This window comes from Anoxybacillus tepidamans PS2 (assembly GCF_000620165.1).
GTDB lineage: Bacteria > Bacillota > Bacilli > Bacillales > Anoxybacillaceae > Anoxybacteroides > Anoxybacteroides tepidamans_A.
In genome coordinates this window covers 32,842-47,933 of the sequence record NZ_JHVN01000021.1, presented here as the reverse complement: position 1 = coordinate 47,933, position 15,092 = coordinate 32,842, and the positions used below count along the sequence as shown (strand labels likewise).

General features: G+C 42.0%; 30 protein-coding genes. All 30 read right to left on the bottom strand.

Annotated elements, in window-relative coordinates; genetic code table 11:
* Positions 1–161: 161 nt before the first annotated feature.
* The gene (gene rpsK, locus N667_RS0114580) at positions 162–551 is read right to left on the bottom strand and encodes a 30S ribosomal protein S11 (protein ID WP_003397692.1); all 390 of its coding nucleotides are present in this window, start codon (positions 549–551) and stop codon (positions 162–164) included.
* Between the two features lie 25 nt (positions 552–576).
* Positions 577–942: a 30S ribosomal protein S13 gene (rpsM, locus tag N667_RS0114575; RefSeq protein WP_027410257.1), complete on the bottom strand. Its 366-nt coding sequence runs from the start codon at positions 940–942 to the stop codon at positions 577–579.
* 22 nt (positions 943–964) lie between these two features.
* Positions 965–1,078 (bottom strand): 50S ribosomal protein L36, encoded by a 114-nt coding sequence (rpmJ, locus tag N667_RS0114570; RefSeq protein WP_000868344.1) that lies wholly within the window; start codon positions 1,076–1,078, stop codon positions 965–967.
* Between the two features lie 33 nt (positions 1,079–1,111).
* The gene (infA, locus tag N667_RS0114565) at positions 1,112–1,330 is read right to left on the bottom strand and encodes a translation initiation factor IF-1 (protein ID WP_003178377.1); all 219 of its coding nucleotides are present in this window, start codon (positions 1,328–1,330) and stop codon (positions 1,112–1,114) included.
* Positions 1,308–1,640 carry a KOW domain-containing RNA-binding protein gene (locus N667_RS0114560; RefSeq protein ID WP_232223982.1) on the bottom strand — a complete coding sequence of 111 codons (333 nt, stop codon included), beginning with the start codon at positions 1,638–1,640 and terminating at the stop codon, positions 1,308–1,310. The genes infA and N667_RS0114560 overlap by 23 nt, the downstream gene beginning before the upstream one ends.
* Positions 1,641–1,658: 18 nt before the next feature.
* Positions 1,659–2,405 carry a type I methionyl aminopeptidase gene (gene map / locus N667_RS0114555; protein WP_027410255.1) on the bottom strand — a complete coding sequence of 249 codons (747 nt, stop codon included), beginning with the start codon at positions 2,403–2,405 and terminating at the stop codon, positions 1,659–1,661.
* Positions 2,405–3,055 carry an adenylate kinase gene (locus N667_RS0114550; RefSeq protein ID WP_027410254.1) on the bottom strand — a complete coding sequence of 217 codons (651 nt, stop codon included), beginning with the start codon at positions 3,053–3,055 and terminating at the stop codon, positions 2,405–2,407. The genes map and N667_RS0114550 overlap by 1 nt, the downstream gene beginning before the upstream one ends.
* 55 nt (positions 3,056–3,110) lie before the next feature.
* Complete coding sequence (gene secY / locus N667_RS0114545; protein ID WP_027410253.1) at positions 3,111–4,403, bottom strand: preprotein translocase subunit SecY; 1,293 nt, start codon at positions 4,401–4,403, stop codon at positions 3,111–3,113.
* Positions 4,403–4,843, bottom strand: a complete 441-nt coding sequence (gene rplO, locus N667_RS0114540) for a 50S ribosomal protein L15 (RefSeq protein ID WP_027410252.1) — start codon at positions 4,841–4,843, stop codon at positions 4,403–4,405. The genes secY and rplO overlap by 1 nt, the downstream gene beginning before the upstream one ends.
* Before the next feature lie 22 nt (positions 4,844–4,865).
* Complete coding sequence (gene rpmD / locus N667_RS0114535) at positions 4,866–5,054, bottom strand: 50S ribosomal protein L30 (RefSeq protein ID WP_027410251.1); 189 nt, start codon at positions 5,052–5,054, stop codon at positions 4,866–4,868.
* 13 nt (positions 5,055–5,067) lie between these two features.
* The gene (gene rpsE / locus N667_RS0114530) at positions 5,068–5,568 is read right to left on the bottom strand and encodes a 30S ribosomal protein S5 (RefSeq protein ID WP_027410250.1); all 501 of its coding nucleotides are present in this window, start codon (positions 5,566–5,568) and stop codon (positions 5,068–5,070) included.
* 19 nt (positions 5,569–5,587) lie between these two features.
* Positions 5,588–5,950, bottom strand: a complete 363-nt coding sequence (gene rplR / locus N667_RS0114525; protein WP_027410249.1) for a 50S ribosomal protein L18 — start codon at positions 5,948–5,950, stop codon at positions 5,588–5,590.
* Positions 5,951–5,982: 32 nt separating this feature from the next.
* Positions 5,983–6,522, bottom strand: coding sequence for a 50S ribosomal protein L6 (gene rplF / locus N667_RS0114520; protein WP_027410248.1), 540 nt, complete (start codon positions 6,520–6,522; stop codon positions 5,983–5,985).
* A 30-nt stretch (positions 6,523–6,552) separates the two neighbouring features.
* Positions 6,553–6,951: a 30S ribosomal protein S8 gene (gene rpsH / locus N667_RS0114515; protein WP_027410247.1), complete on the bottom strand. Its 399-nt coding sequence runs from the start codon at positions 6,949–6,951 to the stop codon at positions 6,553–6,555.
* Between the two features lie 33 nt (positions 6,952–6,984).
* On the bottom strand, positions 6,985–7,170 hold the full coding sequence (rpsN, locus tag N667_RS0114510) for a 30S ribosomal protein S14 (protein WP_003397678.1): 186 nt from the start codon (positions 7,168–7,170) through the stop codon (positions 6,985–6,987).
* Positions 7,171–7,204: 34 nt separating this feature from the next.
* Positions 7,205–7,744, bottom strand: a complete 540-nt coding sequence (gene rplE, locus N667_RS0114505; protein WP_027410246.1) for a 50S ribosomal protein L5 — start codon at positions 7,742–7,744, stop codon at positions 7,205–7,207.
* Between the two features lie 27 nt (positions 7,745–7,771).
* Positions 7,772–8,083, bottom strand: a complete 312-nt coding sequence (rplX, locus tag N667_RS0114500; protein WP_027410245.1) for a 50S ribosomal protein L24 — start codon at positions 8,081–8,083, stop codon at positions 7,772–7,774.
* A gap of 37 nt (positions 8,084–8,120) precedes the next feature.
* Positions 8,121–8,489: a 50S ribosomal protein L14 gene (gene rplN / locus N667_RS0114495; RefSeq protein WP_027410244.1), complete on the bottom strand. Its 369-nt coding sequence runs from the start codon at positions 8,487–8,489 to the stop codon at positions 8,121–8,123.
* 47 nt (positions 8,490–8,536) lie between these two features.
* Positions 8,537–8,800, bottom strand: a complete 264-nt coding sequence (gene rpsQ, locus N667_RS0114490; RefSeq protein ID WP_027410243.1) for a 30S ribosomal protein S17 — start codon at positions 8,798–8,800, stop codon at positions 8,537–8,539.
* A gap of 23 nt (positions 8,801–8,823) precedes the next feature.
* Positions 8,824–9,024 carry a 50S ribosomal protein L29 gene (gene rpmC / locus N667_RS0114485; protein ID WP_027410242.1) on the bottom strand — a complete coding sequence of 67 codons (201 nt, stop codon included), beginning with the start codon at positions 9,022–9,024 and terminating at the stop codon, positions 8,824–8,826.
* Complete coding sequence (rplP, locus tag N667_RS0114480) at positions 9,021–9,449, bottom strand: 50S ribosomal protein L16 (RefSeq protein ID WP_027410241.1); 429 nt, start codon at positions 9,447–9,449, stop codon at positions 9,021–9,023. Before rplP ends, rpmC begins: the two co-directional genes overlap by 4 nt.
* A gap of 2 nt (positions 9,450–9,451) precedes the next feature.
* Positions 9,452–10,108 carry a 30S ribosomal protein S3 gene (gene rpsC, locus N667_RS0114475; RefSeq protein WP_027410240.1) on the bottom strand — a complete coding sequence of 219 codons (657 nt, stop codon included), beginning with the start codon at positions 10,106–10,108 and terminating at the stop codon, positions 9,452–9,454.
* 3 nt (positions 10,109–10,111) lie between these two features.
* Positions 10,112–10,453 (bottom strand): 50S ribosomal protein L22, encoded by a 342-nt coding sequence (gene rplV / locus N667_RS0114470; protein ID WP_027410239.1) that lies wholly within the window; start codon positions 10,451–10,453, stop codon positions 10,112–10,114.
* A 20-nt stretch (positions 10,454–10,473) separates the two neighbouring features.
* Complete coding sequence (gene rpsS, locus N667_RS0114465; RefSeq protein WP_003397663.1) at positions 10,474–10,752, bottom strand: 30S ribosomal protein S19; 279 nt, start codon at positions 10,750–10,752, stop codon at positions 10,474–10,476.
* A gap of 57 nt (positions 10,753–10,809) precedes the next feature.
* Positions 10,810–11,640 (bottom strand): 50S ribosomal protein L2, encoded by an 831-nt coding sequence (rplB, locus tag N667_RS0114460; RefSeq protein WP_027410238.1) that lies wholly within the window; start codon positions 11,638–11,640, stop codon positions 10,810–10,812.
* Positions 11,641–11,667: 27 nt separating this feature from the next.
* Positions 11,668–11,955, bottom strand: a complete 288-nt coding sequence (gene rplW / locus N667_RS0114455; protein WP_027410237.1) for a 50S ribosomal protein L23 — start codon at positions 11,953–11,955, stop codon at positions 11,668–11,670.
* Positions 11,955–12,578, bottom strand: coding sequence for a 50S ribosomal protein L4 (gene rplD, locus N667_RS0114450; RefSeq protein WP_027410236.1), 624 nt, complete (start codon positions 12,576–12,578; stop codon positions 11,955–11,957). The genes rplW and rplD overlap by 1 nt, the downstream gene beginning before the upstream one ends.
* A 27-nt stretch (positions 12,579–12,605) precedes the next feature.
* Positions 12,606–13,241 carry a 50S ribosomal protein L3 gene (gene rplC / locus N667_RS0114445; protein WP_027410235.1) on the bottom strand — a complete coding sequence of 212 codons (636 nt, stop codon included), beginning with the start codon at positions 13,239–13,241 and terminating at the stop codon, positions 12,606–12,608.
* Positions 13,242–13,273: 32 nt separating this feature from the next.
* Positions 13,274–13,582: a 30S ribosomal protein S10 gene (rpsJ, locus tag N667_RS0114440; RefSeq protein ID WP_003247558.1), complete on the bottom strand. Its 309-nt coding sequence runs from the start codon at positions 13,580–13,582 to the stop codon at positions 13,274–13,276.
* A 275-nt stretch (positions 13,583–13,857) separates the two neighbouring features.
* The gene (gene tuf, locus N667_RS0114435) at positions 13,858–15,045 is read right to left on the bottom strand and encodes an elongation factor Tu (protein ID WP_027410234.1); all 1,188 of its coding nucleotides are present in this window, start codon (positions 15,043–15,045) and stop codon (positions 13,858–13,860) included.
* Between the last annotated feature and the right edge of the window lie 47 nt (positions 15,046–15,092).

Sequence of the window (15,092 nt, the reverse complement as noted above, 5' to 3'; positions counted from 1 at the left end):
CTCCTTCAAAACGTCGAAACCCCGACCAAACGATACACGCCTAATCGAAATTCCCCCATGAATCAGTTCCCGAATGTGCGCAGTAGCTGAGTAAAATTCCTCTGTTAAAAAACTGCATCATATCCCATTATTGACAAGGATACAAAATCTATACAGAGAAATTAAACACGGCGACGTTTTGGCGGACGGCATCCATTATGTGGAACAGGAGTAACGTCTTTAATTGCTGTGATTTCTAATCCTGCAGCTTGAAGTGCACGGATAGCAGCCTCACGACCAGCGCCAGGACCTTTTACGTTTACTTCAACAGTTTTCATGCCATGCTCCATTGAAGCTTTAGCAGCTGCTTCTGCAGCCATTTGCGCCGCAAATGGAGTAGATTTACGAGAACCTTTGAAACCTAATGCACCAGCACTTGACCAAGAGATTGCATTGCCATGAACATCAGTAATTGTCACGATTGTATTGTTAAATGTAGAACGAATATGAGCAATACCTGATTCAATATTCTTTTTCACGCGACGTTTGCGTGTATTTGTTTTACGTGCCATTCGTTCATGTACCTCCTTTGCTTAATTATTTTTTCTTGTTCGCTACTGTACGGCGCGGACCTTTACGTGTGCGAGCGTTGTTTTTCGTATTTTGACCACGCACTGGTAAGCCACGACGGTGACGAAGACCACGATAGCAGCCAATTTCCATAAGACGTTTGATATTTAAAGATACTTCACGACGAAGATCGCCTTCTACTTTCAAGCGGTCAACGATTTCACGAATTTTTCCTAACTCTTCCTCTGTTAAGTCACGAACGCGAGTGTCTTCAGAAACACCTGCTTCAGCAAGAATTTTTTGCGCAGTTGGCTTACCGATACCATAAATGTATGTTAAAGAAATTACTACACGCTTTTCACGAGGAATATCTACACCTGCAATACGTGCCATGATTTGTACACCTCCTTAAAAATTACCCTTGTTTTTGTTTATGTTTTGGGTTTTCACAAATAACCATAACTTTTCCTCGTCTGCGAATAACTTTGCATTTTTCGCAAATCGGCTTCACTGATGGTCTTACTTTCATGATCTTTACCTCCTTATTCATGCGGAGTACTCATTATTTATAACGATACGTAATTCTGCCGCGAGTTAAGTCGTACGGAGATAATTCTACCGTAACTTTATCTCCAGGTAAAATACGAATGAAGTGCATGCGGATTTTACCGGAAACATGTGCTAAAACCGTATGACCATTTTCCAACTCTACTTTAAACATCGCGTTCGGCAATGTTTCAACAACTGTTCCTTCCACTTCAATTACATCGTCCTTCGCCATGGATCGGCTCTCCCTTCTTCGAATCAGTAACATATTCTTTAGCAAATTTCGTTAACGCATAACGCAATTTGCCGTTTGTCACACGACCAGTTTCAATAATGCTGTTTTGCACTTCCAAAGAAATATAGTCTAGCAACTTTAAATGCTGGACATTTTTCAGTTTTGGAAAGTTAAATTTCCGCCTACTTCCATCAGCAAGCAGAACAAATCGCTCATCAACGATTCCAATAATGACAGCATATTGCCCTGCTTCTCGACCATGTGTAATCAACACGATTTGTCCGATTTGGCATAGTGAGCCTGCATGCAATGATTTCATCACCTTCGATTAGAGGGTAGTTAAAATTTCATAGCCGGTCTCTGTAATGGCGATTGTATGCTCAAAATGAGCGCACATTTTTCCGTCGACTGTTACAACTGTCCAATCATCCTCAAGTGTTCTTACATAACGGCTTCCCGCATTCACCATTGGCTCAATACATAAAACCATTCCTGGTTTTAACCTTGGCCCTTTATTTGGCGGACCATAATGTGGTATTTGCGGGTCTTCATGTAAGTTTTGACCAATTCCATGCCCGACATACTCGCGGACAATTGAAAAGTTATATGATTCTACATACGTTTGAATTGCATGGGAAATATTCGATAACCGAGCTCCTGGCTTCGCTTCTTGCAATCCTTTATATAAAGATTGCTCCGTTACTTCAAGAAGCTTTTTCGTTTCCTCAGCAATATTACCGACCGGATACGTCCAAGCTGAATCCGCATGGTAGCCATTATACTGAGCTCCAATATCAATACTAATAATATCGCCTTCTTTTAAGATACGGTCACCCGGAATACCATGAACAAGTTGTTCATTGACAGAAGCGCAAATGCTGCCCGGAAACCCGTTGTACCCTTTAAAAGAAGGGATCGCACCATGCTGGCGAATCACCGTTTCAGCAATATGATCAAGTTCTTTCGTTGTAATTCCCGGTTTTACATGTTTCTGAAGCTCTAAATGAGTAAGGGCAACAATTCGCCCAGCTTCACGCATAATCTCAATTTCGCGAGGGGTTTTACAAATAATCATTACTGTAGGCCCCCAAGCAATTCGCAAATATCAGCAAATACTACTTCAATTGGTTGCTGTCCATCAACGTTGCGTAAGTACCCTTTCGCGCTATAAAAATCAAGCAACGGCTGTGTTTGCTTCATATTGACTTCCAAACGGTTGCCAACCGTCTCTTCATTGTCATCTGCACGCTGGTAAAGCTCACCGCCACATTTATCACAAACACCTGGACGAGCAGGCGGATTAAACACAAGATGATATGTGGCACCACAATCTTTACAAATACGTCTTCCGGTTAAACGTTCCATTAAAATTTCCTTATCGACTTGAATGTTAATTACATAGTCGATAGAACGGCCAAGCTCAGCAAGCATGTTTTCTAATGCTTCTGCTTGAGCCACTGTTCGTGGGAACCCATCAAGCAAAAATCCTTTTTGGCAATCGTCTTTGCTTAAGCGTTCACGAACGATGCCAATGGTGACTTCATCTGGTACAAGATCGCCGCGGTCTATATATGCCTTAGCCTGTAATCCCAATGGTGTACCTTCCTTGATAGCAGCCCGGAACATATCTCCAGTCGAAATATGAGGAATCCCATACTTATCTACAATTTTTTCCGCTTGAGTACCTTTTCCGGCACCCGGCAACCCCATTAAAACTAAGTTCATGATAGTTCCCCCTCAGTTCCAAATGAGGTAGAGGGAATTGGCTTCCCCGAACCTCTTACTTGATAAAACCTTTGTAATGCCGTTTCACTAATTGGCTTTCAAGCTGCTTCATTGTTTCAAGCGCAACACCGACGACGATCAGCAAGCTTGTTCCACCAATTCGGGCCGACTGCGGCACATTAGCAAACTTAACAAAGAACACAGGAAGAATAGCGATTACTGCTAAGAATATTGAACCGACAAATGTTAACCGATAAAGAATTTTTGTAACGTATTCTTGCGTGTTTCTTCCTGGACGAATACCCGGAATGTAGCCGCCTTGTTTTTTCAGATTATCCGCCATTTGTTCTGGATTCACTTGAACAAAGGCATAGAAATACGTAAAGGCGACAATCAGTGCCACGTATATAATCATACCAACTGGTTGTGTATAATCAAACGTTTTCTTAATCCATAATGTTACATCATTCGAACCAAAAAACGATGCAATTGTCGGTGGTGCAACAATAAACGACACCGCAAAGATAACCGGGATCACTCCCGCTGGGTTTACCTTTAAAGGCAAATGAGTAGAGTGACCGCCTACCGGACTGCGTCCCTCTAATCGTTTCGCATATTGAATCGGAATTTTTCTAAACGCCTGTTGGATATAGATAACTCCAACAATTACCGCAATCACAGCTAAAAAGATAAGAAGAACCGTTACAATTCTTAAAAATAGCTGATCACCAGCGTCCTCAAATTGCTGGGCATAAATTTGGTTAAGGGTGGATGGGATCCCTGAAACAATACCGGCAAAGATAATAATCGAAATTCCGTTTCCTACACCTTTTGCCGTAATTTGCTCCCCTAGCCACATTAAAAATGCCGTTCCCGCAGTCAATACAACAGCGATGAGCAAATATGTCGGTATGCCTGGGTTTTTAATTAACACTCCACCTGTCATATTATTAAAGCCATATGACATTCCAAATGCCTCGATTAAACCGAGCACAATGGTAAAGTAGCGGGTAAACTGAGCTAATTTACGCCGTCCAACTTCTCCTTGTTTGGACCACTCCGTAAATTTAGGAACAACATCCATCTGTAGCAACTGCACGATGATGGATGCTGTAATGTAAGGCATAACCCCCATAGCGAAAATGGAGAAGTTTTTTAAAGCCCCTCCTCCAAATGTATTGAGAACGCCGAACACATTTAACTGGTCTTGCACTTTCAACACATCTGCGTTCACATTAGGAACCGGAATAAAGGTTCCAATACGAAACACAATGAGCATAAGGAGGGTAAACAGAATTTTTTTTCTTATGTCACCCACGCGCATAAAATTGGAGATTGTTCGAAACATTAAATCACCTCAGTTTTACCGCCAGCAGCTTCAATCGCTTCTTTCGCAGCAGAGGAGAATTTATGTGCTTTTACAGTCAATTTTTTCTCGATTTGACCGTTGCCTAAAATTTTTACACCAGCTTTTAATTTACTGATGACACCTGTTTCTAGTAAAAGTTCAGGTGTTACCTCTGTACCGTCCTCAAAACGGTTCAACGCCTCAAGATTCACGATCGCATATTCTTTGCGATTGATGTTTGTGAAACCACGTTTTGGAAGACGACGGAATAAAGGAGTTTGACCGCCCTCAAAACCGATTCTTACACCGCCACCTGAACGAGCGTTTTGTCCTTTATGACCTCTACCAGACGTTTTACCGTTACCTGAACCGATACCACGACCCACACGATTGCGCTCTTTGCGGGATCCTGGTGCTGGTTGTAATTCATGAAGTTTCATCGCGAGGCACCTCCTTATATAATTATTGTTCTAATTCTTCTACTTTTACAAGATGTGACACTTTATTGACCATTCCGCGAATCGCTGGATTGTCGTTATGAACCACTGTTTGATGTAATTTTCTTAAACCTAAAGTTTTAACCGTTACGCGCTGATCTTCAGGACGACCGATCACGCTGCGAGTGAGGGTAATCGCTAATTTTTTTGCCATTGTATTTCCCTCCTTATCCTAACAGTTCCTCAACTGTTTTACCGCGCAATTTTGCAACATCTTCTGCACGTTTTAATTGTTTTAAGCCGTCAATTGTTGCACGTACCATGTTGATTGGTGTGTTAGAGCCAATTGATTTTGATAAAATGTCGCTAACACCCGCTAACTCCAACACAGCACGCGCAGGACCACCAGCGATAACTCCTGTACCTTCAGAAGCTGGCTTTAAGATAATTTCACCTGCACCAAAGTGACCTACTACTTCGTGAGGGATTGTTGTACCAACAATCGGTACAGTAATTAAGTTTTTCTTAGCATCCTCGATTGCTTTGCGAATCGCATCTGGAACCTCTTGAGCCTTTCCAGTTCCAAATCCGACATGACCGTTCTTGTCACCAACAACAACTAGAGCAGCGAAACGGAATCGACGTCCACCTTTTACTACTTTTGCTACGCGGTTAACGGCAACAACGCGTTCTTCAAGTTCAAGTTTATTTGGATCAATGCGACGCATCTTTGTCCCTCCTTTATGATTAGAATTCTAAACCAGCTTCACGAGCAGCGTCCGCAAGTGCTTTAACACGACCATGATATAAATATCCGCCGCGGTCAAATACTACGCTCTTAATGCCTTTTTCTAATGCGCGTTTTGCAACTAGCTCGCCCACTTTTTGAGCTGCTTCCACATTTCCAGTCGAATCCAAACCAAACTCTTTATCTAGTGTAGAAGCACTAACAAGTGTTACTGCTTTTACATCATCGATAATTTGCGCATAAATGTGCTTGTTAGAACGGAACACATTTAAGCGTGGACGTTCAGCAGTTCCGAATACTTTTCTACGAACACGAGCGTGTCTTTTTTTACGAACTGCATTTTTATCAAGCTTAGTGATCATTTCCGTCACTCCTTTCATTTACCTAAGCAGCATTATTTCTTACCTGTTTTGCCTTCTTTGCGACGTACAACTTCGCCCTCGTAACGGATACCTTTTCCTTTGTATGGTTCTGGCGCACGTACCGCACGAATATTTGCCGCTAATTCACCAACACGTTGTTTGTCCGTACCTTTAACAACAATTTTTGTTTGTGAAGGCACTTCGATTTCAAGGCCTTCTTCTGGCTCAATTTCAACCGGATGAGAATAACCGACGCTAAGCACCAATTTTTTACCTTGTTTAGAAGCACGGTAACCGACCCCTACTAATTCAAGGGCTTTCTCATATCCTTTTGAAACTCCCTCAACCATGTTTGCAAGTAAGCTGCGAGTTGTTCCATGAAGTGTACGATGTTCTTTCTCATCGCTTGGACGAGAAACTGTTAGAACATTGCCTTCCAACGCAATTGTCATATCAGGATGGAAAGTACGAGTAAGTTCGCCTTTCGGTCCTTTTACTGTAACTGTGCTGCCGTTGATTGTTACTGTTACACCAGCTGGGATTTCAATTGGTTTTTTACCAACACGTGACATACTTGACACCTCCATTCTTAAAAAGACTAATTACCAGATGTATGCTAACACTTCGCCGCCAGTTCCTTTTTGACGAGCTTCCTTATCCGTTAAAATTCCTTGAGACGTAGAAAGGATTGCAATACCTAAACCGTTCAATACACGAGGTACTTCATTTGCTTTCGCATAAACGCGCAAACCAGGTTTGCTGATACGTTTAAGGCCTGTAATAACGCGCTCATTATTTGGACCGTATTTCAAGAAAATACGGAGGATACCTTGTTTGTTATCTTCAATGTATTCGACATCACGAATGAAACCTTCGCGTTTTAGAATTTCTGCGATTTCTTTTTTCATTTTAGAAGCAGGAACTTCTAGTTTCTCGTGACGTACCATGTTCGCATTACGAATGCGAGTAAGCATATCTGCAATTGGATCTGTCATCACCATTATGTTTTACCTCCTTCCCAATTCACGGGTTCATTACCAGCTTGCTTTTTTCACACCAGGAATTTGACCTTTATACGCTAATTCACGGAAACAAATACGGCAAAGTTTAAATTTGCGATACACAGAGTGTGGACGTCCGCAACGCTCGCAACGAGTGTACGCTTGTACTTTAAACTTTGGCGTGCGTTTTTGTTTCGCGATCATCGATTTCTTAGCCACATTTTCGCCTCCCTCTTTTTACGATTGGGATTCATTATTTTTGGAACGGCATACCGAGCAATGCTAATAACTCGCGAGCTTCTTCGTCAGTGTTCGCTGTTGTAACAATTACGATATCCATACCGCGCACTTTGTTCACTTTATCATAGTCGATTTCAGGGAAAATAAGCTGTTCTTTAATCCCTAATGTATAGTTACCGCGACCGTCAAACGATTTTTTCGATACGCCACGGAAGTCACGCACACGTGGAAGAGATACAGAGATTAATTTATCTAAAAATTCATACATGCGCTCTCCACGCAATGTTACTTTTGCACCAATAGGCATACCTTCACGCAGACGGAACCCAGCGATAGATTTTTTCGCACGAGTTACCACAGGTTTTTGACCAGAAATTAGGGCTAACTCTTCAACAGCGTTATCTAAAGCTTTGGCGTTTTGTACCGCATCACCAACACCCATGTTGATGACGATTTTCTCGATTTTTGGAACTTGCATTACAGATTTATAGTTAAACTTGCTCATAAGAGCAGGTGAAACTTCTTTTAGATATTTTTCTTTTAGGCGGTTCATGTAAGTACCTCCTTTCTCACATCACGATTATTTGTCTAAAACTTCACCAGATTTTTTCGCGTAACGTACTTTTTTACCATCTACTAATTTATAACCTACGCGAGTTGGAGTTCCTGTTTTAGGATCTAAAGGCATAACGTTTGAAACATGAATTGGCGCCTCTTTGCTAATAATACCGCCTTGAGGGTTCGCTTGAGATGGTTTTGCGTGTTTTTTAACGATGTTTACACCTTCTACAAGCACTCGGTTCTTTTTCGGGAATGCTGCAAGAACAACGCCTTGTTTTCCTTTATCTTTACCAGAGATTACTTGTACTTTATCACCTTTTTTTACATGCATCGTAGTTCGCACCTCCTTGAAAGGCTTTTCCATTTCGTTAGATCACTTCTGGAGCTAGAGAAACGATTTTCATAAAGTCTTTTTCGCGTAATTCACGCGCAACCGGTCCGAAAATACGAGTTCCGCGTGGGCTTTTGTCGTCACGAATGATGACGCATGCGTTCTCATCAAAACGAATGTAGGAGCCGTCTGTACGACGTACACCGCGTTTAGTGCGGACAACAACCGCTTTTACGACTTGACCTTTTTTAACAACGCCACCTGGTGTTGCGTCCTTAACTGTCGCCACTACTACATCACCAATGTTCGCATAGCGACGGCCTGAGCCACCTAATACTTTAATAACAAGCACTTCACGCGCACCAGAGTTATCAGCAACTTTCATACGAGTTTCTTGTTGAATCATTTACGAAACCTCCCTTCGGAATTATATCAATCATCCGAACAAATTCATTAAAGAATAACTGCTTTTTCTACTACTTCTACAAGACGGAAACGTTTTGTTGCAGAAAGAGGGCGAGTTTCCATGATTTTCACGATGTCGCCAACTTTTGCTACGTTGTTTTCGTCATGAGCCTTATATTTTTTAGAGTACTTAACACGCTTTCCATAAAGCGGATGCTTTTTGTAAGTCTCTACAAGAACCGTAATCGTTTTGTCCATTTTGTCAGACACAACACGGCCAACGTATACTTTGCGTTGATTGCGTTCACTCATGCCGCGAACCTCCTCTCAAGCGTTTATTTATTAGCAGCGATCTCTCTTTCGCGAACAATCGTTTTCATGCGAGCAATAGATTTGCGCACTTCACGAATGCGAGCTGTGTTTTCTAATTGACCTGTCGCTAATTGGAAGCGAAGGTTAAACAATTCCTCTTTTAAAGATTTAATTTTTTGTTCAATCTCGGCAGTGGTAAGGTCACGGATTTCTTTAGTTTTCATTCAGATTCACCACCAATTTCTTCACGTTTTACAAACTTACATTTAATCGGAAGTTTATGAGAAGCAAGACGCAATGCTTCACGTGCCACTTCTTCAGAAACACCGGCAATTTCGAACATTACTTTTCCAGGCTTTACAACCGCTACCCAACCTTCTGGAGCACCTTTACCGGAACCCATGCGCACTTCTAGAGGTTTCGCAGTATAAGGTTTTGAAGGGAAGATTTTGATCCAAACTTTACCGCCACGTCTCATATAACGAGTCATCGCACGACGAGCAGCCTCGATTTGACGGTTTGTAATCCATGCAGACTCTAATGCTTGTAATCCGTATTCACCGAAATGCACTTCTGTGCCGCCTTTTGCACGACCTTTCATGCGTCCGCGATGTTCACGACGGAATTTTACGCGTTTTGGCATTAACATGATTAATTTCCTCCTTCCTCAGTTTTCTTTTTCGCAGGAAGGACCTCTCCACGATAAATCCATACTTTCACACCGATTTTTCCATATGTTGTATCTGCTTCTGCTGTCGCATAATCGATGTCAGCGCGAAGAGTGTGGAGTGGAACTGTTCCTTCACTATAGTGTTCAGAACGAGCGATATCGGCACCGCCTAAACGACCAGATACCATTGTTTTAATTCCTTTTGCACCAGCGCGCATTGTACGCTGAATCGCTTGTTTTTGTGCACGGCGGAATGATACGCGGTTTTCAATTTGACGCGCGATGTTTTCCGCTACTAATTTCGCATCTAGATCCGGTTTTTTAATTTCTAAAATGTTAATATGAACACGTTTCCCAGTTAATTGGCTAAGAGCTTTACGAAGCGCTTCAACTTCTGTACCGCCTTTACCAATAACCATACCAGGTTTTGCTGTATGGATTGTGATGTTGACGCGGTTTGCTGCACGCTCAATTTCTACTTTAGAAACTGCCGCATCACTTAAACGTTTCGTGATGTACTCACGTACTTTAAGGTCTTCATGTAAAAGATCTGCATAGTCTTTTTCCGCATACCATCTTGATTCCCAATCACGGATAATACCGATGCGAAGACCGACTGGATTCACCTTTTGACCCACTGATTATCCCTCCTTCTTTTCTGAAACAACGATTGTAATGTGGCTCGTACGTTTGTTAATCGCGCTGGCACGTCCCATCGCGCGAGGGCGGAAACGTTTCAACGTTGGACCTTCATCAACGTATGCTTGCGTAATCACTAAGTTGTTAACATCCATATCGTAGTTGTGCTCTGCGTTTGCTACAGCAGATTTTAGTACTTTCTCGATAATTGGAGAAGCAGCTTTTGGAGTGTGGCGAAGAATTGCTACTGCTTCACCTACTTGCTTTCCTCGAATTAAATCAATCACTAAGCGAGCTTTACGAGGAGCAATACGAACCGTTCTTGCAACAGCTTTAGCTTGCATAAATTAAGCCTCCTCTCATATTAACGTCTTGTCTTCTTGTCATCAGCAGCATGACCTTTGTATGTGCGTGTTGGCGCGAATTCGCCAAGTTTGTGTCCTACCATATCCTCTGTGATATACACTGGCACATGTTTGCGACCGTCATATACTGCAATCGTATGACCAATGAATTGTGGGAAAATTGTTGAACGACGAGACCACGTTTTAATAACTTGTTTTTGTCCTGTCTCATTTAATTTTTCGATTTTTTTCATTAAATGATCATCACAGAAAGGACCCTTTTTTAAGCTGCGACCCATAAATGAACCTCCCTTCGTGATTGTTCTACGGTTCTTAAGAACCGTAGTTCAACCCCGTTATTTTTTACGACGACGTACAATAAATTTATCAGATTTATTTTTCTTCTTACGAGTCTTGAATCCAAGAGTTGGTTTGCCCCATGGAGTCATTGGAGATTTACGTCCGATTGGTGCTTTACCTTCACCACCACCATGTGGGTGATCCACTGGGTTCATAACAGAACCGCGAACTGTCGGACGAATACCTAACCAGCGAGCACGTCCTGCTTTACCAATGTTAACAAGCTCATGTTGCTCGTTTCCTACTTGACCAATTGTAGCGCGGCAAGTTCCTAAAATCATGCGAACTTCGCCAGAAGCTAAACGAACAAGTACGTATTTTCCTTCTTTACCAAGCACTTGTGCAGATGTACCAGCAGAGCGAACAAGCTGTCCACCTTTACCAGGCTTCAATTCAATGTTGTGTACTAGAGTACCAACAGGAATATTTGCAAGTGGTAATGCGTTACCTACTTTAATATCCGCATCTGGACCAGACATGATTTCCATGCCCACTTCCAAGTTTTTAGGAGCGAGGATATAGCGTTTTTCACCATCTAAATAATGAATCAACGCAATATTCGCTGAACGGTTTGGATCGTACTCGATTGTAGCAACGCGTCCTGGAATACCATCTTTGTCGCGTTTGAAATCGATGATACGATATTGACGTTTATGACCGCCACCTTGGTGACGAACCGTCAATTTACCTTGGTTGTTGCGACCACCTTTTTTCTTTAAAGGCGCAAGCAATGATTTCTCTGGCTTGTCAGTTGTGATTTCTGAGAAATCAAGAACTGTCATGCCACGGCGACCGTTTGACGTTGGTTTGTATTTTTTAATCGCCATGTCGGTTTCCCTCCTTCTCTTTTAAACTTATGCTTCAAATAGTTCGATCTCTTTGCTGTCCGGTGTTAGTGTAACAATCGCTTTGCGACGGCGGTTAGTAAGACCGCTGTAGCGACCAACGCGCTTAAACTTTCCTTTATAGTTCATAATGTTCACTTTTTCAACCTTTACACCGAAAATAGCTTCAACAGCGTCTTTTACTTCTGTTTTGTTCGCCTTCACGTCAACTTCAAATGTATATTTTTTTTGTGCTAACAAATTCATTGAGTTTTCAGTGATAACGGGGCGCTTAATAATATCGCGAGGATCTTTCATTATGCAAGCACCTCCTCTACTTTTTCCACGGCAGCTTTCGTAATAACAAGCTTATCGTGGTTTAGAACATCAAGCACGTTAATTCCGTTTGCAGTAACAACTGTTACTCCTGGAATATTGCGCGCAGACAACATAACGTTTTCGTTCACGTCTGCTGTCACGATTAAAGCTTTGCGATCAACAGAAAGGCTGCTTAAAATTTTCACCATTTCTTTTGTTTTTGGTGCTTCAAGAGCTAAGTTATCTAATACAACAATGTTATTTTCAAGAACTTTTGAAGATAAAGCCGATTTAATCGCTAAACGGCGAACCTTTTTCGGTAGTTTGTAGCTGTAGCTGCGTGGAACTGGTCCGAATACAGTACCACCACCGCGCCATTGTGGAGCACGAATAGAACCTTGACGCGCGCGTCCAGTTCCTTTTTGACGCCATGGTTTACGGCCACCGCCGCTTACTTCAGCACGATTTTTTGTTTTATGCGTTCCTTGACGCAAAGAAGCGCGTTGCATAATTACTGCTTCAAATAAAACATGTTTATTTGGCTCAATACCAAATACGGAATCGCTTAATTCGATTTCTCCAACAGTTGCTCCGTTTTGGTTGTACAATGCTACTTTTGGCATTGGATAATTCCTCCTTTCTTAGAAAAGTTATTTCACTTTTACTTTAACCGCACTTTTGATGACAACGAGTCCTTTATTTGGACCAGGTACATTTCCTTTAACAAGAAGCAAGTTGCGTTCCGCATCTACTTTTACAATCTTTAAGTTTTGAACAGTTACGCGTTCTCCACCCATGCGGCCTGGCAATTCTTTTGATTTAAATACGCGGTTTGGCGCAATAGGACCCATTGAACCAGGGCGACGATGATAACGTGAACCGTGAGCCATAGGTCCGCGAGATTGGCCATGGCGCTTAATCGCACCTTGGAATCCTTTACCTTTCGAAACTCCTGTTACATCTACGATATCGCCTTCAGCGAAAATATCAACTTTGACTTCCTGACCAACTTCGTATTCTGCAACATTTGCTCCGCGGATTTCACGGATGAAGCGCTTAGGTGCAGTATTCGCTTTTGCTGCATGACCTTTTTCTGGTTTATTCGCTAATTTTTCGCGTTTGTCCTCAAAACCTAATTGAATTGCCTCATAGCCGTCGTTTTCTACTGTTTTCTTCTGAAGGACGACGTTTGGAGTCGCTTCAATTACTGTTACAGGAATTAAATCACCGTTTTCCGCGAACACTTGCGTCATACCGATTTTTCTACCTAAGATTCCTTTGGTCATTCGTCACACCTCCTATGATTTCATTTTTAGAATTAAAGCTTAATTTCAATATCGACACCAGATGGTAAATCAAGTCGCATTAACGAGTCCACAGTTTGTGGAGTAGGGTTTACGATATCGATCAAACGTTTATGTGTACGCATTTCAAATTGTTCACGAGAATCTTTGTACTTGTGAACAGCGCGCAAAATCGTATAAACAGTTCTTTCTGTTGGTAATGGGATCGGTCCAGACACTTTTGCACCTGAACGTTTTGCTGTTTCTACGATTTTCTCAGCAGATTGATCAAGAATTCGATGATCGTAAGCTTTTAAACGGATACGGATTTTTTCTTTTGCCATTATTTTCCCTCCTTCTTCGCCTATTTTGAAAATAGACATTCTCCGTGGAAATTTCCTCACACTCGCCATGGCAAAGCGGCCGGGTGTGTCAGCAACCTTCCACTTCATCGCAGTCAAAGACCAACATTAGATATTATACAGATATCTATAGCAAATTGCAAGCGAAATCTCGTGTATTCAAGCATTTCTTACATTATACTTGTATATAGATCGTAATTTATGAACATACCAATATAAAAAACAGGTTTGCGTTCAAGCAAACCTGTTTTTTATTATTACTCGATGATAGAAGATACAACGCCAGCGCCTACTGTACGTCCACCTTCACGGATAGAGAATTTTGTACCTTCTTCGATCGCGATTGGTGCAATCAATTCTACTGTCATTTCGATGTTGTCGCCAGGCATTACCATCTCTACGCCTTCTGGTAGAGTGATGATACCAGTAACGTCAGTTGTACGGAAGTAGAATTGTGGACGGTAGTTAGAGAAGAATGGAGTATGACGTCCACCTTCTTCTTTAGATAATACGTAAACTTCCGCTTTGAATTTTGTGTGTGGTGTGATTGTGCCTGGTTTCGCAAGTACTTGACCGCGTTGGATTTCATCGCGAGCAACACCGCGAAGAAGCGCACCGATGTTATCACCAGCTTCTGCTTGGTCAAGAAGTTTACGGAACATTTCTACACCAGTAACTGTTGTAGATTTTGGTTCTTCAGAAAGACCGATAATGTCTACAACGTCACCAACTTTTAAGATACCGCGCTCAACGCGACCAGTAGCAACTGTACCACGACCTGTGATAGAGAATACGTCCTCAACTGGCATCATGAATGGTTTGTCAGTGTCACGTTGTGGAGTTGGGATGTACTCGTCAACAGCGTTCATAAGCTCGACGATTTTTGCTTCCCACTCAGCATCGCCTTCAAGAGCTTTTAATGCAGAACCTTTAATAACTGGGATTTCGTCTCCAGGGAATTCGTATTCAGATAATAGATCACGAACTTCCATTTCAACAAGCTCTAATAATTCTTCGTCGTCTACCATATCGCATTTGTTTAAGAATACAACGATGTATGGTACACCTACTTGGCGAGAAAGAAGGATGTGCTCACGAGTTTGTGGCATTGGACCGTCAGCAGCAGATACTACAAGGATTGCGCCGTCCATTTGTGCCGCACCAGTGATCATGTTTTTCACGTAGTCAGCGTGACCTGGGCAGTCAACGTGTGCATAGTGGCGGTTGTCAGTTTCATACTCAACGTGTGCAGTTGAGATTGTGATACCGCGCTCACGCTCTTCTGGAGCAGCGTCGATTTGGTCGTATGCACGAGCTTCTGCTTTACCTTGTTTTGCAAGAACTGTTGTGATTGCAGCTGTTAAAGTTGTTTTACCATGGTCAACGTGGCCGATTGTACCAATGTTAACGTGTGGTTTAGAGCGTTCAAATTTCGCTTTAGCCATTATAAATATCCTCCTTAAATATAAATTTCATATTAAGTATTATATTG